Below are 25862 nucleotides of genomic sequence, written 5' to 3'. Positions count from 1 at the left end.
TCGGTGGGGTGGAGATCTTGTCCTCGGGGGAGGAGGAGGTGAACGTCACCGAGTCCGAGGTTCCGGTGCTCACCGGAACCTGGTGCAAAAGGGAGATGCTCCGCCAGTGGAGCGGGGCTATCCGGGAACGGAGTTCTGCGTGGACATCGTCGTCAAGGGCCGCAAGACCGAGGTGCCCGAGCGGTTCCGCAAGCACGTGGCCGAGAAGCTGAAGCTGGAGAAGATCCAGAAGCTCGATGGCAAGGTGATCAGCCTCGACGTCGAGGTCTCCAAGGAGCCGAACCCCCGACAGGCCGACCGCTGTGACCGGGTGGAGATCACGCTCCACTCCCGCGGACCGGTGATCCGGGCGGAGGCAGCGGCGAGCGACGCGTATGCAGCACTCGACCTGGCCGCGGACAAGCTTGAGGCCCGGCTGCGCAAGCAGCACGACAAGCGCTACACCCGACGTGGCAACGGCAGGATCCCGGCGGCCGAGGTCGCCGACCACGTCCCTGGTGCCGCGACCCTGAACGGCAACGGCAGCGTCGTCCACGATGGGGACCAGGACGCCGTGCCGACCAAGAAGATCGGTTCCCTCGAGATCATGGGCGAGGGCCCCTGTGTCGTCCGCGAGAAGACCCATGTGGCCGCCCCGATGACACTCGACCAGGCGCTCTACGAGATGGAGCTGGTCGGGCACGACTTCTACCTCTTCGTCGACTCCGAGACGAAGGAGCCCAGTGTCGTCTACCGACGGCACGCCTACGACTACGGCGTCATCCACCTCAGCACGGACCCGATGGTCACCCAGGGCGGAGCGGACGCGCCGGGCGGTGCGCTCGGCGGCTGACCCCGCCCCTATGGCAGCAGATCAGCCGATCCGGTGCCCCTGGAAGCGCGTGTGCGCCCCCGGGGGCACCGGTGTGCGACCCCTTCGCGCCCCGCTCCGACACCGCATTGCCGTCCCGGCATGGAATCATGGCCGCACCGGCCCAACCGGTGGGCCGTTGCCTTGGGTTGGCGATGGCACGGAAACACAGGCCACGGCCTTCAGGGGGAGGAACGATGGCGGACAGCTTCGGACCGATGCGTGACCGGGACGCCGACCACGGCGTGGTCGCCCCGGGCCCGGACGTGGGCTCTCCACGCAAGGAACCGATCAGGGTCCTCGTCGTGGACGACCACGCCCTCTTCCGCCGCGGTCTGGAGATCGTGCTCGCGGCCGAGGAGGACATCCAGGTCGTCGGCGAGGCGGGCGACGGGGCGGAGGCGGTCGACAAGGCCGCCGACCTCCTGCCCGACATCGTGCTGATGGACGTTCGGATGCCCAAGCGCGGCGGTATCGAGGCGTGCACCTCCATCAAGGAGGTGGCCCCCAGCGCGAAGATCATCATGCTGACGATCAGCGACGAGGAGGCCGACCTCTACGACGCGATCAAGGCGGGCGCGACCGGATATCTCCTCAAGGAGATCTCCACGGACGAGGTGGCCACCGCCATTCGCGCGGTGGCCGACGGCCAGTCGCAGATCAGCCCCTCGATGGCGTCGAAACTCCTCACCGAGTTCAAGTCGATGATCCAGCGGACCGACGAGCGCCGGCTGGTGCCCGCGCCCCGGCTCACCGAGCGGGAGCTGGAAGTCCTCAAACTCGTGGCCACGGGAATGAACAACCGCGATATCGCCAAGCAGTTGTTCATCTCCGAGAACACCGTGAAGAACCACGTCCGCAACATCCTGGAGAAACTGCAGCTGCACTCCAGGATGGAGGCCGTGGTGTACGCGATGCGCGAGAAGATCCTCGAAATTCGCTGAGGCCTGCCCGGAGGCGGGGGCCCGCCCCCGGGCCCCCGTCAGCGCCAGGTCTCAGCCGAGAAGGCGCGTGATCTCCGTGTCGAGGGCGTCGCGCAGCTGCGGGGCGTCCACCCGCTCGACCCGCACGTCCGTGCAGTCCACCCAGCTCGCGGCCTCCACCAGGGCCTGGGCCACCGCGGGCACCGCCCGGACGCCGTCCACCGTGACCTGCTTGGCGACCAGGGTGCTGCCCTCCCGCGCCGGGTCCACCCGCCCGACCAGCCGGCCGCCGGCGAGGACCGGCATGGCGAAGTAGCCGTGGATCCGCTTCGGTTTGGGCGTGTACGCCTCCAGCCGGTGCGTGAAGTCGAAGATGCGTTCCGTGCGCGCCCGCTCCCAGATGAGGGAGTCGAACGGCGACAGCAGCGTCGTACGGTGGCGGCCGCGCGGGACCGTCGCCAGCGCCGCCGGGTCCGCCCACGCGTCCGCCGCGGGGCGTGCGCCTAGTCCCCTGGCGCCGCCCTTCACCGCCACGGGCCTGCCCCAGCCCTCCACCGTCACCGGGACGAGGCCGGAGTCCGCGATCACCGCGTCGACCTGCTCGCCCCGCAGCCGGTGGTAGTCAGCGATGTCCGCGCGGGTGCCGACGCCGAGCGCCTGGCCCGCGAGCCGGACGAGACGGCGCAGGCACTCGGCGTCGTCCAGGTCGTCATGCAGAAGGGACGCCGGGACGGCGCGCTCCGCGAGGTCGTACACCCGCTTCCAGCCGCGCCGCTCCACGCACACCACCTCGCCGTACATCAGCGCGCGCTCGACGGCGACCTTGGTGCCCGACCAGTCCCACCACTCGCTGGTCTTCTTCGCGCCGCCCAAGTCCGTGGCCGTGAGGGGGCCTTCGGCGCGGAGCTGCTTGACGACCTGGTCGTACGTGCCGTCCGGCAGTTCGTGGTTCCAGTGCGGGCGGGCGCGGTAGGCGCGGCGGCGGAAGGCGAAGTGCGGCCACTCCTCGACGGGCAGGATGCAGGCCGCGTGCGACCAGTACTCGAAGGCGTGCGGTGCCGGGGGCGCGTCGGCCGAGCCGGACGACGACCAGTACGCCTTCTCGACGGTCTTGCGGCCGACGGCGCCGAGCCGGGCGTACGGCACGAGTTCGTGCGAGCGGGCGAGGACGGAGATCGTGTCGAGCTGCACCGCGCCGAGGTGCCGCAGGACCCCGCGGACGCCTGCCCTGCGGTCCGGGGCGCCCAGGAAGCCCTGAGCCCGCAGCACGATGCGGCGGGCTTCGTCCGCGGAGAGTTCGGTGAGGGGACGCGGGAGACTCGTCATGCCCTCACGGTAGGCCGTGGCACTGACAATCGGGCCCCGCTCCGGCGAGCGTGCCGCCGAAGCCAGACGTCTCCGTCCGGCGGCCGGGACGACCGGTCTGAGGGACCCGGCGGAACCCGGCGGACTCGGCGAACCGCGCGGGCGTCAGCGGGCCGGCAGGTACGGGCCCGTCGACGGCAGCCCCAGGTCCGAGGGGAGCAGCGAGCCGACCCAGCAGTCCCTGCGGACGCCCTTGTTGTTGATCGCGGAACGGAGGGTGCCCTCGATGGTGAAGCCGGCCTTCTCGGCTACCGCGCGGGAGCCGCTGTTGCCGACCTCGGCCCGCCATTCGACGCGGTCGACGGACACGTCCGTGAAGGCCCACCGGGACACGGCGACGGAGGCTTCGGTGACATAGCCGTTGCCCCGGTGCTCCTTGGCCGCCCAGAAACCGATCTCGCCGACCCCGAGGGACCGCATGGTGATGGCGACCATGGCCACCAGCTCCCCGGAGGGCAGGAAGACCCCGAAGGTGAAGGCGGAACCGTCGGCCCACCCCTCGGGCACCATCTGGTCCGTGAAGCCCGTCGCGTGCTCGCGGAGATAAGGGGACGGGATCGTGGTCCACCGCTGGATGTCGGGGTCCTGGACGGCGTCGAAAACGGCGTCGGTGTCCTCCACCCCCACGGCGCGCAGGACGAGACGGTCGGTGGTCAGGGTGACGGGGTCCATCGGCCGATTCTGCTCGGGGAGCCGTAAGGACGCCATTCCTTTGCGGTGAGTGAGCAGTTCGTTACTTTTCGCTGGGTTAACGCGGCACCTTCGGCAGCACCTGCCCGTTGTCCTAGTGGCTGTCGCAGGCAGACCTCCCGACGCGGTGTGGTCCTCGCTTACGATGGCCGTTGCTCAAGCTGTGATTTGAATCTGTCATTGAAACCGACCGTCCCAGGCCCGACCGGCAAGGAGACAAACCCCCGTGTCCGTCCTCTCGAAGATCATGCGTGCAGGCGAAGGCAAGATCCTGCGCAAGCTGCACCGCATCGCGGACCAGGTCAACTCCATCGAAGAGGACTTCGTCGACCTCTCCGACGCCGAGCTGAGGGCCCTCACCGATGAGTACAAGCAGCGTTACGCCGACGGCGAAAGCCTCGACGACCTGCTGCCCGAGGCGTTCGCCACGGTCCGTGAGGCGGCCAAGCGCGTCCTTGGCCAGCGTCACTACGACGTGCAGATGATGGGCGGCGCCGCGCTGCACCTCGGCTATGTCGCGGAGATGAAGACCGGTGAGGGCAAGACGCTCGTCGGCACCCTGCCCGCGTACCTGAACGCCCTTTCCGGCAAGGGTGTCCACCTCATCACGGTCAACGACTACCTGGCCGAGCGCGACTCCGAAATGATGGGCCGCGTCCACAAGTTCCTCGGGCTGGAGGTCGGCTGCATCCTCGCCAACATGACCCCGGCCCAGCGTCGTGAGCAGTACGCGTGCGACATCACGTACGGCACGAACAACGAGTTCGGCTTCGACTACCTGCGCGACAACATGGCGTGGGCCCAGGACGAACTCGTCCAGCGCGGCCACAACTTCGCCATCGTCGACGAGGTCGACTCCATCCTCGTCGACGAGGCCCGTACGCCGCTGATCATCTCCGGCCCGGCCGACCAGGCGACCAAGTGGTACGGCGACTTCGCCAAGCTGGTCACCCGCCTCAAGAAGGGCGAGCCCGGCAACCCCCTCAAGGGCATCGAGGAGACCGGTGACTACGAGGTCGACGAGAAGAAGCGCACCGTCGCCATCCACGAGCCCGGTGTCGCCAAGGTCGAGGACTGGCTGGGCATCGACAACCTCTACGAGTCGGTGAACACCCCGCTCGTCGGTTACCTGAACAACGCCATCAAGGCCAAGGAACTGTTCAAGAAGGACAAGGACTACGTCGTCATCGACGGCGAAGTCATGATCGTCGACGAGCACACCGGCCGTATCCTCGCCGGCCGCCGCTACAACGAGGGCATGCACCAGGCGATCGAGGCGAAGGAAGGGGTGGACATCAAGGACGAGAACCAGACGCTCGCCACGATCACCCTGCAGAACTTCTTCCGCCTCTACAAGCGCCACGACCAGCAGGAGAAGGAGCTGCCGGGCCTGTCCGGCATGACGGGTACGGCGATGACCGAGGCCGCCGAGTTCCACCAGATCTACAAGCTGGGCGTCGTCCCGATCCCGACCAACCGGCCGATGGTCCGCCTGGACCAGTCCGACCTGATCTACCGCACCGAGGTCGCGAAGTTCGAGGCGGTCGTCGACGACATCGTCGAGAAGCACGAGAAGGGCCAGCCGATCCTCGTCGGTACGACGTCGGTCGAGAAGTCCGAGTACCTCTCGCAGCAGCTCTCCAAGCGCGGTGTCCAGCACGAGGTGCTGAACGCCAAGCAGCACGACCGTGAGGCGCCGATCATCGCGCAGGCGGGCCGCAAGGGCGCCGTCACCGTCGCCACGAACATGGCGGGCCGCGGTACGGACATCAAGCTCGGCGGCAACCCGGACGACCTCGCCGAGGCGGACCTGCGGCAGCGCGGTCTCGACCCCGAGGAGCACATCGAGGAGTGGGCCGCGGCACTGCCCGCCGCCCTGGAGAAGGCCGAGCAGGCGGTCAAGGCCGAGTTCGAAGAGGTCAAGGACCTCGGCGGCCTGTACGTCCTCGGCACCGAGCGGCACGAGTCGCGCCGTATCGACAACCAGCTGCGCGGTCGTTCCGGCCGTCAGGGCGACCCGGGCGAGTCCCGGTTCTACCTGTCCCTGGGCGACGACCTGATGCGTCTGTTCAAGGCGCAGATGGTCGAGCGCGTCATGTCGATGGCGAACGTGCCGGACGACGTGCCGATCGAGAACAAGATGGTCACGCGCGCGATCGCGTCGGCCCAGTCGCAGGTCGAGCAGCAGAACTTCGAGACGCGTAAGAACGTCCTGAAGTACGACGAGGTGCTGAACCGGCAGCGCGAGGTCATCTACGGCGAGCGCCGCCGCGTCCTGCAGGGCGAGGACCTGCAGGAGCAGATCCAGCACTTCATGGGCGACACGATCGACGCCTACATCGCGGCCGAGACCGCCGACGGCTTCGCCGAGGAGTGGGACCTCGACCGGCTGTGGGGCGCCTTCCGGCAGCTCTACCCGGTGAAGGTCACCGTGGACGAGCTGGAGGACACCGCCGGTGACCGTTCCGGTCTGACCGCCGAGTTCATCTCCGAGTCCATCAAGGACGACATCCACGACCAGTACGCGGCCCGCGAGGAGCAGCTCGGCTCCGAGATCATGCGTGAGCTGGAGCGCCGGGTCGTGCTGTCGGTCCTGGACCGCAAGTGGCGCGAGCACCTCTACGAGATGGACTACCTCCAGGAGGGCATCGGCCTGCGCGCGATGGCCCAGAAGGACCCGCTCGTGGAGTACCAGCGCGAGGGCTTCGACATGTTCAGCGCCATGATGGACGGCATCAAGGAGGAGTCCGTCGGCTACCTGTTCAACCTGGAGGTCCAGGTCGAGCAGCAGGTCGAGGAGGTCGAGATCACGGACTCGGCGCCGTCCCTGGACAAGCAGGACGCCGTTCCCGCGGGCGCGGTGCGGCCCGAGATCCGCGCCAAGGGGCTCGACGCCCCGCAGCGGCCGGACCGCCTGCACTTCTCCGCCCCGAGCGTCGACGGTGAGGGTGGTGTCATCGAGGGCGACTTCACCCACGACGACGAGCCCGTGCGCTCCGAGGCGGACGGCCTCACGCGCGCGGAGCGCCGCAAGCAGCAGAAGGGCGGCGCGCGTCGCCGCAAGAAGTGAGTGAGGGTCGCGCGGCGCCGGTGACAGCCGGAGCGCGCGACCGGTAGTACCTCGGAAGGGCCGGGCACCCAGGTGCCCGGCCCTTCCGGCGTTCCCGCGCACCGTGCTCGGGCGCCACGCACGCGTGAGGCCCCTGCACCCGCTGTCCGAGGTCTCGCCGCCCGCTCGCGCCGGTTGCGTCGTCAGTCGTCGTCGCGGTGGGGCATGCGGGGGCCGCCCAGTTCGATCGCCGTGCAGCGCCAGCGCAGGTCGGGGCCCTGTTCCAGACGGAAGGCCATGGCGCGCAGCTGGTCGCCGGCGCCGATGCGGGCGAAGGCCTCCACGGCGCCGGGGCGGGCGACGTAGTAGCCGATGTCCCGGATGACGGGGCGGGTGCCGCGGGCGCGCAGGGCACCGCGTTCGGCGAGCCAGACCAGTTCGTCGTACGCGCGGCCCGCGGTGTGCCGCAGCATGCAGTGGACGGGACGGGTGCCGCTCAGCACGGCCAGCAGCTTCTCTGCGAAGACGTCGGTGGGCCGGGGCCGTGTCGCTGGCCGTACTCCGCCACGGGCCCCCTCCGGGGCGCGCACGGCGGACGATGCCGCCGAGGGGGCCGGGTCCTGCGGCGGGCTGCCGCCAGGGGGCCCGGCGGGCGTTCCTGCGCCCGGCGCGCGGGGCGGGGTGTTCCCGGGGCGGCGCGAGTCCTGGCGGCCCGGCGGCCGGCCGCCCGGATGGCGCCTGGTCCTGGTCATCACCTTGTTCATGTGCCGTCCCCGTTCCTCCGGACCGGTTCATACCGGTCGGTAACCTGCTGTTGGGGATCTTGTACGAGGCGGGGGAGGGCCCTCGCAAGGAGGACGGGCGCGCGTCGGAGCCCCCCGAGAGTTCACCTATCAGGGTTGCCGGGCGGTCGGGAACCCCCACGGGCCAAGGGCGGTACCGGGTGAATCTCGGGACCGGGGTGGACGCTCCGGAAGGGGCGGCCGGGGACTCGAAAGGGGACGCCCGCACGTATCCTGAAGGCCTTCCCCGGAGGCGCGGGACCGCCCTCCCCGGAGCCCGCGGACCGCGAATCCCCGGAGCCCCCGACTACGAAAGCGGCCACCATGCGCGTCTACGTCCCTCTGACCCTCTCCGGTCTCGCCGAGGCGTACAGGACGGGAGAACTGGAGGCGGGACCGTTCGCCGCGTACGCCGTCACCCCCGCGCTGCGCGAGTGGTACGTCTCCGACGACATCGAGGAACTGGAGTACGCGGCGCTGAACCGTGCAGCGCTGGCCTCGCTGCGGCTCGTGGCCGTGGACCCCGGGGCCGTACGGCGCCGGGTCGTCGTCGCCGTAGACGTGCCCGACCGTGCCGCGGCCGTCGATCCCGACCGGGGGCTCGACCCGGCCGCGCTCGGCGAGGTGCGGGTCTCGCAGGCCGTGCCGCTGGCCAAGGTCGCCGCCGTCCACGTCGACGCCCCGGACGCCGAGAAGGACGTCACCGCGGCCGCTGAGGCTCTCGGTGCCGCGGACATGGGGGACGACGACGCGCAGTTCGTCGTCGACGGGGCCGAGGACCACGAACTGCTGTGGTTCGCCAGGCAGGAGATCCCCAACCTCGTGGGGCAGGGCGAGTAGCCCCGTGGGGTGTGGCGTTGTCGGTGGGGACGGGTACGTTTCTGTGTATGGGGAAGCCAGAAAACGCGCACATCGTCTGGGACTGGAACGGCACGCTGTTCCACGACAATGACGCGATCATCGGGGCGACGAACGCCGCGTTCGCCGAGCTGGGACTCGAGTCGATCACGCTGGAGCGGTACCGGGCGATGTACTGCGTGCCCGTGCCGAAGTTCTACGAGCGGCTGATGGGGCGGCTGCCCACGGACGCCGAGTGGCAGGTCATGGACGACACCTTCCACCGGTACTACGCGGAGCACCGCGTGGCCTGCGGACTGACCGACGGGGTGCCCTCGCTGCTCGCCGGCTGGGGAGCGGCGGGCCGCAGCCAGTCGCTGCTGAGCATGTACGTGCACGAGGAACTGGTGCCGCTGGTGCGGGGCTTCGGGATCGAGCCGCACTTCGTCCGGGTGGACGGGCGCACCGGGCCATCCGGGGGCAGCAAGGCGGAGCACATGGTGCGACACCTCACGGCCCTCGCGGGGGTCGACCCGTCCCGTGTGGTGGTGATCGGGGACGCCGCCGACGACGCGGTCGCCGCCCGGCACGTGGGAGCCGGAGCGGTGCTCTACACCGGCGGCTCGCACAGTCGCGCCAGCCTGGAGCTGGTGGGCGTCCCGGTCGTGGACAGCCTGGAGGAAGCCGTCGAGGAGGCGCAGCGCCTCGCGGCCTGAGCGACCCGAGGGCCCGACAGGTCCGTGAGGCCCGGGCGTGAGACGTCGCGCCCGGGCCGTCGGGACACGTCAGGTCACGGGAGCCTTAGCCCGCAGCACCGTCAGGAACTCGCGCATCCAGGCCGAGTGGTCGGGCCAGGCGCGGGCGGAGACGAGGGTGCCGTCGACGACGGCCTCCGCGTCCTGGAAGGTCGCGCCCGCCGCCTGCATGTCGAGCTCCAGCGCGGGGTACGCCGTGACGCGGCGGCCGCGCAGGCTGTCGACCGCCGCGGTCAGCAGGGGACCGTGGCAGATCTGGGCCACCGGCTTGTCCGCGTCGAAGAACGACTTGAGGATCTTCCGGAGCTCGGGGTCGTTGCGCAGGTACTCCGGAGCACGTCCGCCGGGGATGACGAGCGCGACGTACGCGCCCGGGTCGACGTCCGCGAACGCGAGGTCGGCCGGCCAGGTGTAGCCGGGCTTCTCGGTGTAGGTGTCGAAGCCGGGCTCGAAGTCGTGGACCACGAACCGGAGCTTCTTCTGCTCGGGGGCGGCGATGTGGACCTCGTAGCCCTCCTCGCGCAGCCGCTGGTAGGGGTACAGGACCTCCAGTGACTCCGCCGCGTCGCCGGTGACAATCAGGATCTTCGCTGCCATGGTGCTGCGCTCCCGTCGGCCGTGCTCAGGCGTTCCGTTCGGTCGTCCCGGTCAACCTGCCTCCGGGGGAGGGACTTGCCAAGGGGCCGCGCGCTCCTTGGAGCGCCGCTCCGGGGTCCGGCCGCCGCGGAACACCGTCCGTAGTACGACGGTAGCCCGCAGTCCGCCGCCACTGCACGTCCTCGCCCCATTCGTCCCTGTGCATAGTGTCAAAGTTCCCCCCCTGGTTTTGTACACATACGGCTCATGACGACCCCCGGGTGAAGGGGGATAGCCTGGTGGCGTGATCAGCGCGATATCTCGCGGGGGCATCGTCGCCCCTGCCCCGCGCCCGGAGCGCACGGACGACATCCGTGACCGGGCGCCAGTCGCTGATCTTCGTGAGCGGGACGGGATGACGGCGAACGCCGTGTGCGCGGGCGGGAGAGCCGCCAGCGCCGACGGCACCGCACTCCGTACGTCGAGGGCACCCGAGAGACGGACGTCGCCGAGAGCAGCGTCACAGTCCCCGAGGGCGCCGAGAATGGCCGATAACCCCCCGCTCATCTCACCTTGCGGCATAGCGTCGAAGCAGACCGGACACCCCGCGTCACGGCGTTGCGTCGGAAGCGACGAGACCGTACTTCCTTCAACGTCACGCAACGGCGCGCGACAGGAGCCAGAGGACAATGCAGACCAAGCTGGACGAAGCCAAGGCCGAGCTGCTCGAACGGGCCGCCCGGGTAGCTGAGAACAGCCCGGTCGGGGGGCACCTACCGACTGGGACGACGGACGAGGGCACCCCTGACCGGGACACCGTGCTCGCGTTCCTCCAGCGCTACTACCTGCACACGGCCCCGGAGGACCTCAGCGACCGTGATCCGGTCGACGTCTTCGGAGCGGCCTTCTCCCACTACCGACTGGCCGAGAACCGCCCTCAGGGCACGGCCAACGTGCGCGTGCACACCCCCACCGTCGAGGAGAACGGCTGGACCTGCAGCCACTCCGTCGTCGAGGTGGTGACGGACGACATGCCGTTCCTCGTCGACTCGGTGACCAACGAGCTGTCGCGCCAGAGCCGCGGCATCCACGTCGTGATCCACCCGCAGTTCGTCGTACGGCGCGACGTGACCGGCAAGCTCATCGAGGTGCTGCCCACGCGGCCCTCCGCCGAGGACCTGCCGCACGACGCGCACGTCGAGTCGTGGATCCACGTCGAGATCGACCGCGAGACCGACCGCGCCGATCTGAAGCAGATCACCGCCGACCTGCTCCGTGTCCTGTCCGACGTCCGTGAGGCCGTCGAGGACTGGGAGAAGATGCGCGACGCGGCGCTGCGGATCGCCGACGAGCTGCCCGCCGAGCCCGCCGCCGACGACCTGCGCGAGCAGGAGGTCGAGGAGGCCCGCGAGCTGCTGCGCTGGCTGTCGGGCGACCACTTCACCTTCCTCGGGTACCGCGAGTACCAGCTGCGCGACGACGACTCGCTGACCGCCGTTCCCGGCACCGGGCTCGGCATCCTGCGCTCCGACCCGCAGCACGGCGACGATGACAGCCACCCGGTCAGCCCGTCCTTCGAGCGGCTGCCCGCGGACGCCCGCGCCAAGGCCCGCGAGCACAAGCTGCTCGTCCTGACCAAGGCGAACAGCCGTGCCACCGTGCACCGGCCGTCGTACCTGGACTACGTCGGGGTCAAGAAGTTCGACGAGAACGGCGAGGTCGTCGGCGAGCGCCGCTTCCTCGGCCTCTTCTCCTCCGCCGCGTACACCGAGTCCGTGCGCCGCGTGCCCGTCGTGCGCCGCAAGGTCGAGGAGGTCCTGCGCGGGGCCGGGTTCTCGCCCAACAGCCACGACGGCCGCGACCTGCTCCAGATCCTGGAGACGTACCCGCGCGACGAGCTGTTCCAGACGCCCGCCGACGAGCTCCGGGCGATCGTCACCTCCGTCCTGTACCTCCAGGAACGCCGCCGGCTGCGGCTCTACCTGCGTCAGGACGAGTACGGCCGCTACTACTCGGCCCTCGTCTACCTGCCGCGCGACCGCTACACCACCGGTGTGCGGCTGCGCATCATCGACATCCTCAAGGAAGAGCTCAACGGCACCAGCGTCGACTTCACGGCCTGGAACACCGAGTCGATCCTGTCCCGGCTGCACTTCGTGGTCCGTGTCGAGCCCGGCACCGAGCTGGCGCAGCTCTCCGACGCCGACAAGGACCGGATCGAGGCGCGTCTCGTCGAGGCCGCCCGCTCCTGGGCCGACGGTTTCGGCGAGGCACTGACCGCCGAGTGCGGTGAGGAGCGCGCCGCCGAACTGCTGCGCCACTACGGCAACGCGTTCCCCGAGGGATACAAGGCCGACCACTCACCGCGTTCCGCGGTCGCCGACCTGGTGCACCTCCAGGCGCTCGGCCAGGAGCAGAGCAAGGACTTCGCGCTCAGCCTCTACGAGCCGGTCGGCGCGGCCCCCGGCGAGCGCCGGTTCAAGATCTACCGCACCGGCGAGCAGGTTTCGCTCTCCGCGGTCCTGCCCGCCCTGAACCGCATGGGCGTCGAGGTCACCGACGAGCGCCCGTACGAACTGCGCTGCTCGGACCGTACGACGGCGTGGATCTACGACTTCGGGCTCCGGCTGCCCAAGTCCCTGACCGGCAACGGCGACTACCTCGGCGACGACGGCCGCGAGCGGTTCCAGGAGGCCTTCGCCGCCACCTGGACCGGGCAGGCCGAGAACGACGGCTTCAACGCCCTCGTGCTGAGCGCCGGCCTCAACTGGCGGCAGTCGATGGTGCTGCGGGCGTACGCGAAGTACCTGCGCCAGGCGGGCTCCACGTTCAGCCAGGACTACATGGAGGACACCCTCCGCAACAACGTCCACACCACGCGGCTGCTCGTCTCGCTCTTCGAGGCGCGGATGTCGCCGGAGCGCCAGCGCGCCGGCGTCGAGCTGACCGACGCTCTGCTGGAGGAGCTCGACGCCGCGCTCGACCAGGTCGCCTCCCTCGACGAGGACCGCATCCTGCGGTCCTTCCTGCACCTCATCAAGGCGACCCTGCGCACGAACTTCTTCCAGAAGACGGCGGACGGCACACCTCACGCGTACGTCTCCATGAAGTTCGACCCGACGGCCATCCCGGACCTCCCGGCGCCGCGCCCGGCGTTCGAGATCTGGGTGTACTCGCCGCGCGTGGAGGGCGTGCACCTGCGCTTCGGCAAGGTCGCGCGCGGTGGTCTGCGCTGGTCCGACCGGCGCGAGGACTTCCGTACGGAGATCCTCGGTCTGGTCAAGGCGCAGATGGTGAAGAACACCGTCATCGTGCCCGTCGGCGCCAAGGGCGGCTTCGTCGCCAAGCAGCTGCCGGACCCGTCCGCCGACCGCGACGCGTGGCTGGCCGAGGGCATCCGCAGCTACCGGACCTTCATCTCGGCGCTGCTCGACATCACCGACAACCTGGTCGCCGGTGAGATCGTGCCGCCCGCCGACGTCGTCCGGCACGACGAGGACGACACGTACCTCGTGGTCGCCGCCGACAAGGGCACGGCGACGTTCTCGGACATCGCCAACGAGGTCGCCGAGAGCTACGACTTCTGGCTCGGCGACGCCTTCGCCTCCGGCGGCTCCGCCGGCTACGACCACAAGAAGATGGGCATCACCGCCCGCGGCGCCTGGGAGTCCGTCAAGCGGCACTTCCGGGAGCTGGGCGTCGACACCCAGACGCAGGACTTCACCGTGGTCGGTGTCGGCGACATGTCCGGTGACGTGTTCGGCAACGGCATGCTGCTCTCCGAGCACATCAAGCTGGTCGCCGCGTTCGACCACCGGCACATCTTCATCGACCCGCAGCCGGTCGCCGAGACCTCGTACGCCGAGCGCCGCCGCCTGTTCGAGCTGCCGCGCTCCTCGTGGGCGGACTACGACACCGGGCTGATCTCGGCCGGTGGCGGTGTCTTCCCGCGCAGCGCCAAGGCCATCCCGGTCAACGCGCACATCCGCGAGGCCCTCGGCATCGAGTCGAAGGTCGCGAAGATGACGCCGGCCGACCTGATGCGGGCGATCCTCCAGGCCCCCGTCGACCTGCTGTGGAACGGCGGTATCGGCACGTACGTGAAGTCGTCCGCCGAGTCGAACGCGGAGGTCGGCGACAAGGCGAACGACGCGATCCGTGTCGACGGCGCCGAACTGCGCGTCAAGGTCGTCGGCGAGGGCGGCAACCTGGGCCTGACCCAGCTCGGCCGGATCGAGTTCGCGCAGCACGGCGGAAAGATCAACACCGACGCCATCGACAACAGCGCGGGCGTGGACACCTCGGACCACGAGGTGAACATCAAGATCCTGCTCAACGCGGTGGTGGCCAACGGCGATCTGACCGTCAAGCAGCGCAACAAGCTGCTCGCCGAGATGACCGACGAGGTCGGCGCCCTGGTGCTGCGCAACAACTACGCGCAGAACACGGCGATCGCCAACGCGCTGGCCCAGTCCCCGAGCATGCTCCACGCCCAGCAGCGGTTCATGCGCACGCTGGTCCGCGAGGGGCATCTCGACCGGGCGCTGGAGTTCCTGCCCAGCGAGCGGCAGATCCGCGAGCGGCTCACCGCCGGCCAGGGTCTGACCGGTCCCGAGACGGCCGTACTCCTCGCGTACACGAAGATCACCGTCTCCGTGGATCTGCTCGCCACCTCGCTGCCCGACGACCCGTACCTGCAGAGCCTGCTGCACGCGTACTTCCCGACGGCCCTGCGCGACAAGTTCCGCGAGCAGATCGAGGGCCACGCGCTGAGCCGCGAGATCGTGACGACCGTCCTGGTCAACGACACGGTCAACACGGGCGGTACGAGCTTCCTGCACCGCCTGCGTGAGGAGACGGGTGCCTCACTGGAGGAGATCGTCCGGGCGCAGACCGCGGCCCGCACGATCTTCAACTCCAGCGCGGTGTGGGACGCGGTGGAGGCGCTCGACAATGTCGTCGCCGCCGACGTCCAGACCCGGATCCGGCTGCACTCGCGCCGCCTCGTGGAGCGCGGCACGCGCTGGCTGCTCAACAACCGGCCGCAGCCGCTCCAGCTCGCCGAGACGATCACCTTCTTCGCCGAGGGTGTCGAGCACGTGTGGTCGGAGCTGCCCAAGCTGCTGCGCGGCGCGGACCTGGAGTGGTACCAGCGGATCCACGACGAGCTGACGACCGCCGGCGTGCCCGACGAGCTCGCCACGCGCGTTGCCGGCTTCTCGTCCGCCTTCCCCGCGCTGGACATCGTCTCGGTGGCCGACCGCACGGGCAAGGACCCGATGGCCGTCGCCGAGGTCTACTACGACCTCGCCGACCGGCTCGGCATCACGCAGCTCATGGACCGCATCATCGAGCTGCCGCGTGCCGACCGCTGGCAGTCCATGGCCCGTGCGTCGATCCGCGAGGACCTCTACGCGGCCCACGCGGCGCTCACCGCGGACGTGCTCGCGGTGGGCGACGGCGCCTCCACGCCGGAGCAGCGCTTCGAGGCCTGGCAGGAGAAGAACGCGCCGATCCTCGGACGCGCCCGCGCCACGCTGGAGGAGATCCGGGGTTCGGACTCGTTCGACCTCGCGAACCTTTCGGTGGCGATGCGGACGATGCGGACGCTGCTGCGCGCGCACTCCTAGGCGGTACGCCGACGGGGGCGCCCGGGACCTCTTCCTGGTCCGGGGCGCCCCCGTTCGTCGTGAGGTGCCTCACGTGTCGGCGCGGTGCCCCCGGGTCCCCGGCCCGGGGGCGCCCGTGTTTCCCGTGTCCGGACGGGGAGGGGTGTGCGACGAAACCCCGGCTCGCAATTTACCTATACCTGTTAAATAGGACATTTGCCTTAAGGTTGGCCCGACTGACTGCTCGACCGACGGACAGACGTGTGGAGGACCCGGACCCGTGACAGTGCACCTCACCGAGCGGCAGGCCCCCGCCGCGGCCGCTCCCGTCGTCCGCCCCCGGGGTCCTCGGGCCGTCACGAAGGTCCCGCGCGTCCGCCGGCTCGCCCTGGAGCTGGCGCGCTTCTCGGTCGTCGGGGGCAGCGGGGTCGCCGTCAACGTCCTCTTCTTCAACCTGGCGCTGCACGGCCTGAACTGGGCCCCGATGGTCGCCACCGTGATCGCCAGCTGCGTCGCCATGGGCACGAACTACCTCGGTTTCCGCTTCTTCGCCTACCGGGACCGGGCCTCGCGCACCCGCGGCCAGATCGCCCTCTTCTTCGCGTTCAGCGGGCTCGGCGTCGTCATGGAGAGCGCCCTGTTCTACCTCGGGTACCACGGGTTCGGGATGAGCGGCTCGCTCGGCTCGAACATCGCCAAGGTGCTGTCCATCGTGCTGGCCTCCGCGTTCCGCTTCGTCGCCTACCGGACCTGGGTGTTCCAACACGCGAAGAACGGGCGATAGCACCCCATAATCGGGCGGGATCCCTACGATAAATAGGATGAACGTGGATCAACATCGTGCGTCCACCCCGTCCGGCACCGGGCCCTCCCGGCCGGCTGTCTCCGTGGTCGTCATCGTCTACAACGACGCCGACCGGTTGCCCACCGCCGTCCGCTCCGTCCTGGACCAGACGCTGCGCGCCGTCGAGGTCGTCATCGTCGACGACCGGAGCACCGACGGCTCGTACGAGGTGGCGCGCGGACTGGCCGCCGCCCATCCCGGGCGGGTCCGCGCCTGCCGGCTGCCCGAGAACAGCGGCGGCTGCGGCGCCCCCCGCAACCGCGGCATCACCGAGGCCCGCGGTGAGTACGTCGTCTTCCTCGACAGCGACGACGTCCTGGAACGCAACGCCTGCCGCAACATGCTGGAGGCCGCCGAGACCACCGGCGCCGACCTCGTCTCGGGCCTGTGCGTGCGCGTCCACGTCGACTCGCGCACGGGCAAGGAGGTCAAGTGGTACCCCTGGCTGTACGAGCGCACCCGCACGCTGGAGTCGATCTCGGAGCTGCCCGACCTGATGGTCTTCGACACCCTGTCGACGAACAAGTGCTACCGCAGACGGTTCCTGCTCGACGAGGGTCTGCGCTTCCCGGTCGGCATCCACTACGAGGACCTGCTCTTCTCCGCCCAGGCCTACGCCTCGGCCCGCCGCATCACCCTCATCCCCAACCGGGTGTACGACTGGCGGGTCGCGGACAAGGCGGCGGCGAAGTCCATCAGCAACCGGCGTGACGAGATCGCCAACTTCGCGCACCGCATGGAGATCCACCGGCACGTCGACCGGCTCCTCGCCGACAGGGGGCTCCTGGAGCTGAAGTTCGCCAAGGACGTCAAGTTCCTCAAGCACGACCTCGTGCTGCACCTGCGTGAACTGCCCTTCCGGGACGCGGCCTACCGCGAGGAGTTCGCCGCGATCGCCCGGCAGTACCTGGAGTCGATCGACCGCGCCGCCTTCGACGAGGCCGAACCCATCCACGCCGTCTGCGCGTACCTCCTCCAGGTCAGCGACTGGGACAACCTGCTGCCCGCCGTGGACACCCTCGCCAACCGCGACAAGATCTCCTCGCCTCTCGTCGAACGCGACGGCCGCGTGTACTGGTGCGCCGAACACCTCGACGAACCCTTCGGCCGGCACGTCCTGGACGTCACCGACCTCGGCTATCACGCCCGGCCCGTCGAGAAGATGTTCCTGCGCGACGAACTGACCTCCTACGAGCCGGGTCCCGGCGGGACCGTCCGGCTCGCCGGGCGCGTCACCAACCCGCTCGGGGTGATCCCGCCGGACGCCCGGCTCACCGCCCAGCTGGAGTTCTACGCCCGCCGGCGCGGCGTCCGCTTCCAGACCTTCCGCTTCCCCGTGGCCCGCGTGTGGCACGCCGGCGACACCATCGCCTGGGAGGGCTCGGCGGACCTCACGGCCGTGCGCCCGCTGGGCGTCGTGGACACCGTCTGGGACGTACGGCTGCACCTCGACGTCGACGGGGTCCGCACCACCACACGCCTCACCGCCGCCGAACCCGGCCTGATCGCGGGCAGGTTGCCCGTCCGGCCCCGGCTCACCCGACTGGTCGCCGACCGGTTCGAGCCGGTCGTCTCCACGCGCGGGCACCTGTCCTACCGGCTGGTCCCGGACAAGAGGGCGAACGCCCTCGTGCAGCGCGGTGTGCACGGCCGGGCCGGGGCCCTCGCCAAGTCGGGATTCCGCAGGGCGCGTTCGCTGCGCAAGGACCTCACCTCGGGACCGGCCAAGATCCGCGTCTACCACGAGGTGTTCAGCCGGCTCCCCGTCCGCCGTCGCCTCGTCGTCTTCGAGAGCCACCTGGGCCGCCAGTACAGCGACAGCCCCCGCGCCCTCTACGAGGAGATGCGCCGCCAGGGCCTGGAGTTCGAGGCGGTCTGGTCGTACGCCGGCCGGCCCGACGGGTTCCCCGACGACGCCACTCTCGTACGCCGCTGGTCGCTGCCCTACCTGCGGGCGCTCGCGCAGGCCGAGTTCTGGGTCGACAACCAGAGCTACCCGCTGAAGCTCACCAAGCGGCCGCGGACCACGTACCTCCAGACCTGGCACGGCTCCGCCCTCAAGCGGATGGGCTTCGACGAACCGGAGTGGAAGCTCAAGTCGCGGACGGCGCAGGACGTGCAGCAGCGCACGCTGGACCGCTTCGACCGGTTCCTGATCCGCTCCGAGCACGATGTCCGCACCCTCGCGCGGGCGTTCCGCCTCCAGGAACGGACCCTGCTGCGGGTCGGCTATCCCCGCAACGACGAGCTCGTCCTGGCGAGGACGCGGGAACGGGCCGAAGGACGGCGCGAACGCGGCCCGCTGGCGGCCGAGCTGGGTATCCCCGAGGACAAGCAGATCCTGCTGTACGCCCCCACCTTCCGGCATCGCGGCAGCGGGCAGAAGAGGTTCGAGCTGCCCTTCGACGTGGAGCGGTTCGCCGACACCTTCGGCGACCGCTACGTCCTGCTCGTCCGCTCCCACTACCTCAACCACGTCGTGCTGCCGCCGTCCGTGCGCGGCCGCGTCATCGACGTCACCGCGCACCACGACATGACGCCGCTGCTCGGGCTGGCCGATGGACTGATCACCGACTACTCGTCCGTGATGTTCGACTACGCCCTCCTCGACCGCCCCATGTTCTTCCTCGTCCACGACTACGAGGAGTACGTGCACGAGGGCCGCGGCACCTACTTCGACCTGCTGGAGCGCGCTCCCGGACCCGTCGTGCGCACCGAGGACGAACTGCATGTCGTCCTCGGCTCGCTGGAGGAGCAGGCCGTCAAGTACGCCCCGAGAAGGGAGCAGTTCACGGCCGAGTTCGGCGAGTACGACCAGGGGACCGCGTCTCGCGACATCGTCGAGCAGTTCTTCGCGCACTGGAGGCGTGGATGACCGAATTCCCGCAGCGGGACATCTTCTTCGTCTCCAACAGCGTCGACGAACTCGGCGGGGTGACCAGCTGGTCGCATCAGATGGCCCGCCTGTTCATGGAGCGCGGGCACCGCGTGCACGTCGTCGGGATCACCGACCCCGACGTCCCCCAGGAGCTGGGCGAACTCCCTTACCCGACCACGACGTTGTACGACGTCCGGCCGCCGCAGGTGCGTGCGGCGGGCGGCCTGCGCGGGCGGATCGACGTCGTCGAGCACCGGCGGCGCGCCGAACGGGCGGCCGGGATGCGGGAACGGGCCGACCGGTTGACCGAACTGCTGCGGACGGCGCGGCCCGGCGGTGTCGTCATCGTCACGCAGGTGTGGGCCATGGAGTGGGTGGAACTCGCCGACACCGACGGGCTGACCGTCATCGGGATGAGCCACGAGTCCTTCGCCTACTCCCGGTCGACCTCGCGCTACCGACGGGTCCTGAAGCACTACGAGGACGTCGACCGGATGCTCGCGCTCACCCGCGAGGACGCCGACCTGTGGATCAGGCAGGGCCTGAACAACGTGTCCTTCATGCCGAACCCGCTGCCGTTCATGCCCGAGGTGCCCTCACCGCGCACCGAGAACGTCGTCGTCAGCATCGGCCGGCTGCACGACCAGAAGGGCATCGACATGCTGCTCGACGCCTGGGCGGAGACGGCACCGCTGCATCCGGACTGGCGGCTGCGGATCTACGGTTCGGGGGAGGACGAGGAGCTCCTCAAGAAGCAGTGCACGGCCCTCGGGCTGGACGACTCGGTCGAGTGGATGGGGCGGACGAGCGACGTGCCCGGCGCTCTGCGCGGCGGCTCGGTGTTCGTGCTCTCCTCGCGGGGCGAGGGGTTCCCGCTCGCCGTCATGGAGGCGATGGCCGCAGGTGTCCCGTGTGCCGCCTTCGACTGCGCGCCCGGCGTCCACGAGATCATCCGGGACGGTGAGGACGGCCTCCTCGCGACCCTCGGCAACACCGGTGAACTGGCCCGCCGACTCGACACGTTGATGTCCGACAAGGCCCTGCGGGACGCCATGGGCGAGGCCGCGCGCGTGAACGTCCAGCGCTTCACGACCGATGAGGTCGTCCGCGGGTGGGAGGAACTGTTCGGGTTCCTGGAGCGCTGAGGGCCGAACGCTGAGGGCCGAACGCCGGGTGCCGGGTCGCCGGACGCCGGACGGGACGCGGGGCTTCGGCAGCCCGCGTCCCGTCCGGTTCGCCTCAGCTCAGCTCAGGTCGCTTCAGCTCGGTGCGGTCGAGTTCGGCTCGGCCCGCTACTTGCCCGTGAACTTCTCGTACTCCTTGAGGACGTCCCCGGTGGGTCCGTCCATGCGCAGCTCGCCGCGTTCCAGCCACAGCACGCGGTCGCAGGTGTCGCGGATCGACTTGTTGTTGTGGCTGACCAGGAACACCGTGCCGGCGCTCTTGCGCAGTTCGCGGATGCGGACCTCGGACCGCTTCTGGAAGGAGCGGTCACCGGTGGCGAGCGCCTCGTCGATCATCAGGACGTCGTGGTCCTTGGCCGCGGCGATGGAGAAGCGCAGCCGGGCCGCCATGCCGGAGGAGTAGGTCCGCATCGGCAGGGTGATGAAGTCGCCCTTCTCGTTGATGCCGGAGAAGTCGACGATCTCCTGGTAGCGCTCCTTGACCTGTTCGCGGGACATGCCCATCGCGAGGCCGCCGAGGTAGACGTTCCGCTCGCCGGTGAGGTCGTTCATCAGGGCGGCGTTGACGCCGAGCAGCGAGGGCTGGCCGTCCGTGTAGATCGTGCCGTTCTCCACGGGAAGCAGGCCCGCGACGGCCTTGAGCAGCGTGGACTTGCCGGAGCCGTTGGTGCCGATCAGGCCGATGGCCTCGCCCCGGTAGGCGGTGAAGGACACGGACTTGACGGCGTGCACCTTGCGGACGCCCGTCGCCTTCTCGGTCTGCTTGCGGCGCAGCATGCGGTTGAGGGCGGCGGTGGCGCTGCCGCGTCCCCCGCCGGTGCCGTTGACGCGGTAGACGATGTCGACGCTCTCGGCGATGACGGTGGGGATGCGCTCGGAGCCCGTTCCGGACGCCGCCTCGGCGCCCTGTGGCGGGGCGTCCCGCGTCGCCTGCGTCTGGTGCGTGATGGTGTCAGCCACGGCCGTAGGTCTCCTCTGCCTTCCAGAAGTAGATGAAGCCGCCGACGCCGGCGACGAGCGCCCAGCCCACCGCGAGGGCCCAGACGTGGTGCGGCAGCTGGTGCGCGTGGAAGCTGTCGATCAGCGCGAAGCGCATGAGGTCGATGTAGACGGCCGCCGGGTTGCTCTCCAGCAGGACCATCGCCCAGTGCGGCAGCTTGTTGTTGCTGAGCACCTTGTCGATGCTCCACATGACACCGGAGACGTACATCCAGGTGCGCAGCAGGAACGGCATGAGCTGGGCGATGTCCGGAGTGCGGGCGCCCATCCGGGCCATGACCATCGCGACGCCGGCGTTGAAGGTGAACTGGAGCACCAGCACGGGCACCGCGAGCAGCCACGAGGCGCTGACCGGCACCCCGAAGCACAGCAGGATCACGACGAGCGCGGCCATCGAGAACAGCAGCTGCTGGAGCTGCTGGAGGGCGTACGACACCGGGAGCGCGGCGCGCGGGAAGTGCAGGGCGCGAACCAGGCCGAGGCTGCCGGAGATCGCCCGGGTGCCCGCCATGATCGAGCTCTGCGTGAAGGTCCAGATGAAGACGCCGGTGACCAGGAACGGGATGTAGTCCGGGACGCCGTGCTTGGTGCCGAGCAGGATGCCGAAGATGAAGTAGTAGACCGCCGCGTTCAGCAACGGGGTCATCACCTGCCACACCTGGCCGAGCTTGGCCTGGCTGTACTGCGAGGTGAGCTTGGCGGTGGCGAACGCGGTGATGAAGTGGCGCCGCGCCCACAGCTGGCGGACGTACGCGGGCAGGCTCGGGCGGGCGCCGCTGACGGTGAGGCCGTACCGGGCGGCGGAGGCCGCGGCGTCGTCGGCGGGGGAGGCCGTCGTCGCCGTCGCGGGCGGGGTGTGGAGGACCTGGCTCACATCCGTTGCTTTCGCTCGGGGGTGGGGTGCGTGGGCGTCCTGACCGTTTCGAGGACTGTTCTTTGCCGTTCTCTTACGTCGGGACGGGACCGTATCGTCGCAACGTGAGCGTAGGGCTGTCTACGTCGGAACGCAACCGTTTCGACGTAACGGCCTATGCTGGTCCGTATGACCACGAACGCCGACACAGCCGCGAGTGCCGCCACGCCCGCGCCTGCCGACGGGAAGGCTCCGCGTCGCCGGGCCCCCGCCGGTGCGGCCGTCCTGAGGGAGGATGTGACCGAAGCAATCCGTGCCGCCGTCTTCGAGGAGCTCGCGGCCGTCGGATACGCCCGGATGTCCATCGAGGGCATCGCCCGCCGTGCCGGGGTCGGCAAGACCGCGGTGTACCGGCGCTGGCGCTCCAAGCGCCATCTCGTGCTCGACCTGGTCTCGGCGATCGCCGTCCAGGGGCTGCCCGCCCCCGACACCGGCTCCCTGGAGGGCGACCTCCGCCTGCTCTACGAGGTCACCTCGCGCGCTCTGCGGCACCCGGTCGCCGGCCAGATCATCCCCGACCTCCAGGCCGAGGCGGCCCGCAACCCCGAGATCGCCGACGCCCTCCAGAAGGCGCTGCGGGAGGGTCAGCAGGGCGTCGCGAGCGGCATCGTCGCGGCGGCCACCGCTCGCGGCGAGGTCCGCGAGGGCGCCGACCTCGAACTGGCCCTGGACCTGATGTCCGGCCCCCTGTACTGGCGGGCGGTCGTCGTCCGCGGCCCCAAGCTCCCGAAGCCCTACCTGGCCAACCTGGCCCGCACGACGGCGGCCGCGCTCAAGGCGTTGTGACGTTCGGTTCCGCCGGCGGGGTACGCCTCGCCGCGGTCCCGTCTCGGCGATGTTCAACCGACGTGCTCTTTGGGGCCGTCCGGCGTGCCGACGCCGGGCGGCCCCCGAGCCTCTTCACACGGACGCCGGTCAGCCCCGTTCCGCCCCCGGATGGTGTCGGGTCCAGCCCGTCCAGGCCGAGGTGATCATGTCCTCGACGTCGTAGCGGGCCTTCCAGTCGAGTTCGGTGGCGATGCGGGCGGCGGAGGCGACGACGCGGGCCGGGTCGCCGGGGCGGCGGGGGGTGGTGACCGGGGGGCGGTCGTGGCCGGTGATCGCGTTGATGCGGTCGATCATCTCGCGGACCGAAACGCCCTCGCCACGGCCGATGTTGAGGGTCAGGTCGGCGCCGGGGGAGGCCTGCAGCGCGCGGGCCGCCGCGACGTGGGCCTCGGCCAGGTCGACCACGTGGATGTAGTCGCGGACGCAGGTGCCGTCGGGAGTCGGATAGTCGTCGCCGAAGATGCGCGGCGGCGCGTTCTCCGTCAGCTTCTCGAAGACCATCGGGACGAGGTTGAAGACGCCCACGTCGGCCAGTTCGGGGCTCGCCGCACCGGCCACGTTGAAGTAGCGCAGGGACGCCGTGGACAGGCCGTTGGCGCGGCCCGTCGCGCGGACCAGCCACTCGCCCGCGAGCTTCGTCTCGCCGTACGGGCTCATCGGCACGCACGGCGTCTCCTCCGTCACCAGCTCCACGTCCGGCATGCCGTACACCGCGGCCGAGGACGAGAAGACGAAGGCGGTCACGGACGCGGCGGTCACGGCGTCCAGCAGGACGCGCAGTCCCTCGACGTTCTCCCGGTAGTAGTGCAGGGGCCGGTCCACGGACTCGCCGACCTGCTTCTTCGCCGCCAGGTGGACGACCCCGGTGATCGAGTGCTCCGCGAGTGCCCGGGCCACCAGCTCGCCGTCCAGGGTCGAGCCGACCACCAGCGGGACGTCCGACGGCACCCGCTCGGCGATCCCCGTGGACAGGTCGTCGTAGACCACGGCGCGCTCGCCCGCCTCCCGCAGCGCGCGGACGACGTGCGCCCCGATGTAGCCGGCGCCGCCGGTGATCAGCCAGGTCATGTGGGCCGTCCCCTCGTCAGTGAGCCCGTGGTGCTCCGTCGCGCATCCCCGCGTGTCCGCGCGTATCAGTGAAGCAGGCGGCCGACCCTGCGGCGCAGCACGTCGGTCATTCCTCGCCAACCGGACGCGGTGCGCAGGGCGAGCGCGCCCGCGTGGGTCCGGTACGGCTGCAGGAAGGAGACGCTGCGGACGCCGTGGTGGACGTCCGGGACGGCGCGGCGCCGCAGCAGGCCGGGACCGCCCAGTGCGTGCGCCGTCACCTCCCGGCTCGTGCCGTCGCGGAAGCGGAGGGTCAGCCGCAGGTCCCAGGTGCCCGGCTCCAGCTCGGACAACTCCACCGGTGTCTCCGTCATCCACACGTCGCCGTACCGGTCGGCCAGCAGCCGGCCCTCACCGCGCGGGCCCGCCCGGCCGTCCTCGCGGCGCGTGAACACCACGTCCACCGAGGCCGGCCCGGCCTCGGCCATCCGGCCGTACATCTCGTGCAGGCGCAACCGCAGCCGGGTGCCCCGCGCGCGGACCCGCAGCTCCGCGTCGACGGCGGCCGGCAGCAGATGGGCCGGACGCTCCAGGAAGTGCTCCAGGGTGACCTGCGGGAGGTCGGAGGACCAGACCGGAGTGCCGTCGGAGGCGCGGGCGTACGGGGGGAGCAGCCGGGCCGGGCGGGCGGCCAGTTCCCGCAGGCGGGGCAGGTCGCGCGGTCGGTGCGAGGCCAGCAGCACGCGGGCGAGGAGACGGCCGGGGGCGCTCGGGTTGAGGGTGAGGTCGGCCGCGTCGAACGTCGACAGGTACGCGCGCGTGTGGTCCCACCAGGCGCGGCGGTAGGCGGCGGTGCGCTGTTCCAGCTCGCGGGTGTACATCCGCAGGTCGTGGTCGAGGAACTTGGCGTGCACGGCCCGCGCGAGCCGCTTCTCGCCGGCGTCGAGGAGGATCTCGTAGGCCGCCCGGTTCGCCTCGGTGCGCGCACGCCAGTTGGAGATGTCCGCGCGGTCGAGCGAGATGGACAGGCGCTCGGCGTCGCGCCGGACGTGCCACACGTAGACCGTGTCCGGGATCAGTGCGACGCGTGGCGCGGCGGCCAGCACGCGCGCGGTGAACACGCAGTCCTCGTAGGGGTAGCGGCCGTCGGGGAAGCGGATGCCGTGTTCACGCAGGAAGTCGGTGCGGTACAGCTTGTTGACGCAGAGCGTGTCGTGCGCGAGACGCGGGCGGCGGGACGGGTTGGGGAGCACGGCGGGTCCCGCGTAGAGCGCGCGCTCCCAGGGGACCTCGCGGCCCGACGGCAGCTCGCGTCGCACGCACAGCCCGGCCGCGACCTGGACGCCGTGCGCCTCGGCCGTGCCGAGCAGCGCGTCGACCGCGCCGGCCGGCAGGACGTCGTCGCTGTCGAGGAACATCACGTACGGGGCGGTCGCCGCGTCGATGCCGTCGTTGCGCGGGCTGCCGCAGCCGCCGCTGTTGACGGCCCGGTGGATCACCGTCAGGCGCGGCTCCCCGGCCGCGAGTGTGTCGAGGAGGGCGGCGCTGCCGTCGGTCGAGCAGTCGTCGACGGCGATCACCTCGCGCACGGCGTCGCCCTGGGCGAGGGCGGAGCGCACGGCGTCCGCCACGTGGTCGGCGTCGTCGTAGCCGATGACGACGACGGTGACCTTCGCGCGATGAGGGGTCATGAGTGCGGTCCACGGTCCGGATTCGGATGAGTTGCCGCAATT

At 70.4% G+C, this 25862-nt stretch carries 18 protein-coding genes; 10 read left to right on the top strand and 8 right to left on the bottom strand.

Annotation, left to right across the window (positions count from 1 at the left end):
• The first annotated feature begins 139 nt into the window (after window positions 1-139).
• Both hpf and ACIRQH_RS23285 read left to right on the top strand, forming a co-directional pair.
• Window positions 140-832, top strand: coding sequence for a ribosome hibernation-promoting factor, HPF/YfiA family (gene hpf / locus ACIRQH_RS23290; protein ID WP_388866438.1), 693 nt, complete (start codon window positions 140-142; stop codon window positions 830-832).
• Window positions 833-1047: 215 nt separating this feature from the next.
• A complete protein-coding gene (locus ACIRQH_RS23285; protein ID WP_355862707.1) occupies window positions 1048-1794 on the top strand; it encodes a response regulator transcription factor in 747 nt (248 codons plus the stop codon).
• Between the two features lie 51 nt (window positions 1795-1845).
• Here the strand turns inward: ACIRQH_RS23285 and ACIRQH_RS23280 are convergent, their stop codons facing one another.
• Window positions 1846-3099 (bottom strand): DNA glycosylase AlkZ-like family protein, encoded by a 1254-nt coding sequence (locus tag ACIRQH_RS23280; RefSeq protein ID WP_358815092.1) that lies wholly within the window; start codon window positions 3097-3099, stop codon window positions 1846-1848.
• Between the two features lie 144 nt (window positions 3100-3243).
• A complete protein-coding gene (locus ACIRQH_RS23275) occupies window positions 3244-3810 on the bottom strand; it encodes a GNAT family N-acetyltransferase (RefSeq protein WP_358815091.1) in 567 nt (188 codons plus the stop codon).
• 244 nt (window positions 3811-4054) lie between these two features.
• Here ACIRQH_RS23275 and secA point away from each other — a divergent pair, with 244 nt between their 5' ends.
• Window positions 4055-6898 carry a preprotein translocase subunit SecA gene (gene secA / locus ACIRQH_RS23270; protein WP_358815090.1) on the top strand — a complete coding sequence of 948 codons (2844 nt, stop codon included), beginning with the start codon at window positions 4055-4057 and terminating at the stop codon, window positions 6896-6898.
• A gap of 182 nt (window positions 6899-7080) precedes the next feature.
• Here the strand turns inward: secA and ACIRQH_RS23265 are convergent, their stop codons facing one another.
• Entirely contained in the window at window positions 7081-7641 is a 561-nt protein-coding gene (locus ACIRQH_RS23265) for an Rv3235 family protein (RefSeq protein ID WP_358815089.1), read from the bottom strand.
• Between the two features lie 342 nt (window positions 7642-7983).
• Here ACIRQH_RS23265 and ACIRQH_RS23260 point away from each other — a divergent pair, with 342 nt between their 5' ends.
• Together ACIRQH_RS23260 and ACIRQH_RS23255 are read left to right on the top strand one after the other, a co-directional pair.
• Complete coding sequence (locus tag ACIRQH_RS23260; protein ID WP_388866432.1) at window positions 7984-8499, top strand: DUF6912 family protein; 516 nt, start codon at window positions 7984-7986, stop codon at window positions 8497-8499.
• A 47-nt stretch (window positions 8500-8546) separates the two neighbouring features.
• A complete protein-coding gene (locus ACIRQH_RS23255) occupies window positions 8547-9212 on the top strand; it encodes an HAD family hydrolase (protein ID WP_358815087.1) in 666 nt (221 codons plus the stop codon).
• Window positions 9213-9281: 69 nt separating this feature from the next.
• Here the strand turns inward: ACIRQH_RS23255 and ACIRQH_RS23250 are convergent, their stop codons facing one another.
• Complete coding sequence (locus ACIRQH_RS23250; RefSeq protein ID WP_081217619.1) at window positions 9282-9848, bottom strand: DJ-1/PfpI family protein; 567 nt, start codon at window positions 9846-9848, stop codon at window positions 9282-9284.
• 668 nt (window positions 9849-10516) lie between these two features.
• Between ACIRQH_RS23250 and ACIRQH_RS23245 the strand changes: the two genes are divergently transcribed.
• The 4 genes from ACIRQH_RS23245 (at window position 10517) to ACIRQH_RS23230 (ending at window position 20303) form a co-directional block, all read left to right on the top strand.
• Window positions 10517-15457: an NAD-glutamate dehydrogenase gene (locus ACIRQH_RS23245; RefSeq protein ID WP_388866429.1), complete on the top strand. Its 4941-nt coding sequence runs from the start codon at window positions 10517-10519 to the stop codon at window positions 15455-15457.
• 259 nt (window positions 15458-15716) lie between these two features.
• Window positions 15717-16220: a GtrA family protein gene (locus tag ACIRQH_RS23240; protein WP_358815085.1), complete on the top strand. Its 504-nt coding sequence runs from the start codon at window positions 15717-15719 to the stop codon at window positions 16218-16220.
• A 37-nt stretch (window positions 16221-16257) separates the two neighbouring features.
• Window positions 16258-19155, top strand: coding sequence for a CDP-glycerol glycerophosphotransferase family protein (locus tag ACIRQH_RS23235; protein WP_404226917.1), 2898 nt, complete (start codon window positions 16258-16260; stop codon window positions 19153-19155).
• On the top strand, window positions 19152-20303 hold the full coding sequence (locus tag ACIRQH_RS23230) for a glycosyltransferase (RefSeq protein WP_388866423.1): 1152 nt from the start codon (window positions 19152-19154) through the stop codon (window positions 20301-20303). The genes ACIRQH_RS23235 and ACIRQH_RS23230 overlap by 4 nt, the downstream gene beginning before the upstream one ends.
• Before the next feature lie 147 nt (window positions 20304-20450).
• Here the strand turns inward: ACIRQH_RS23230 and ACIRQH_RS23225 are convergent, their stop codons facing one another.
• Together ACIRQH_RS23225 and ACIRQH_RS23220 are read right to left on the bottom strand one after the other, a co-directional pair.
• Entirely contained in the window at window positions 20451-21212 is a 762-nt protein-coding gene (locus ACIRQH_RS23225) for an ABC transporter ATP-binding protein (RefSeq protein ID WP_358815115.1), read from the bottom strand.
• An 82-nt stretch (window positions 21213-21294) separates the two neighbouring features.
• Window positions 21295-22215 (bottom strand): ABC transporter permease, encoded by a 921-nt coding sequence (locus tag ACIRQH_RS23220; protein WP_358815082.1) that lies wholly within the window; start codon window positions 22213-22215, stop codon window positions 21295-21297.
• Window positions 22216-22383: 168 nt separating this feature from the next.
• Here ACIRQH_RS23220 and ACIRQH_RS23215 point away from each other — a divergent pair, with 168 nt between their 5' ends.
• The gene (locus ACIRQH_RS23215; RefSeq protein WP_388866419.1) at window positions 22384-23040 is read left to right on the top strand and encodes a TetR/AcrR family transcriptional regulator; all 657 of its coding nucleotides are present in this window, start codon (window positions 22384-22386) and stop codon (window positions 23038-23040) included.
• A gap of 129 nt (window positions 23041-23169) precedes the next feature.
• Here ACIRQH_RS23215 and galE read toward each other — a convergent pair whose 3' ends face one another.
• Together galE and ACIRQH_RS23205 are read right to left on the bottom strand one after the other, a co-directional pair.
• Complete coding sequence (galE, locus tag ACIRQH_RS23210; RefSeq protein WP_388931342.1) at window positions 23170-24150, bottom strand: UDP-glucose 4-epimerase GalE; 981 nt, start codon at window positions 24148-24150, stop codon at window positions 23170-23172.
• Between the two features lie 65 nt (window positions 24151-24215).
• Window positions 24216-25820: a glycosyltransferase family 2 protein gene (locus tag ACIRQH_RS23205; protein ID WP_388866416.1), complete on the bottom strand. Its 1605-nt coding sequence runs from the start codon at window positions 25818-25820 to the stop codon at window positions 24216-24218.
• Between the last annotated feature and the right edge of the window lie 42 nt (window positions 25821-25862).

The sequence above is a fragment of the Streptomyces sp. NPDC102279 genome (genome assembly GCF_044766365.1).
GTDB lineage: Bacteria > Actinomycetota > Actinomycetes > Streptomycetales > Streptomycetaceae > Streptomyces.
The sequence above is the reverse complement of the archived record's forward strand: the minus strand, read 5'-3'. Positions and strand labels throughout refer to the sequence as shown.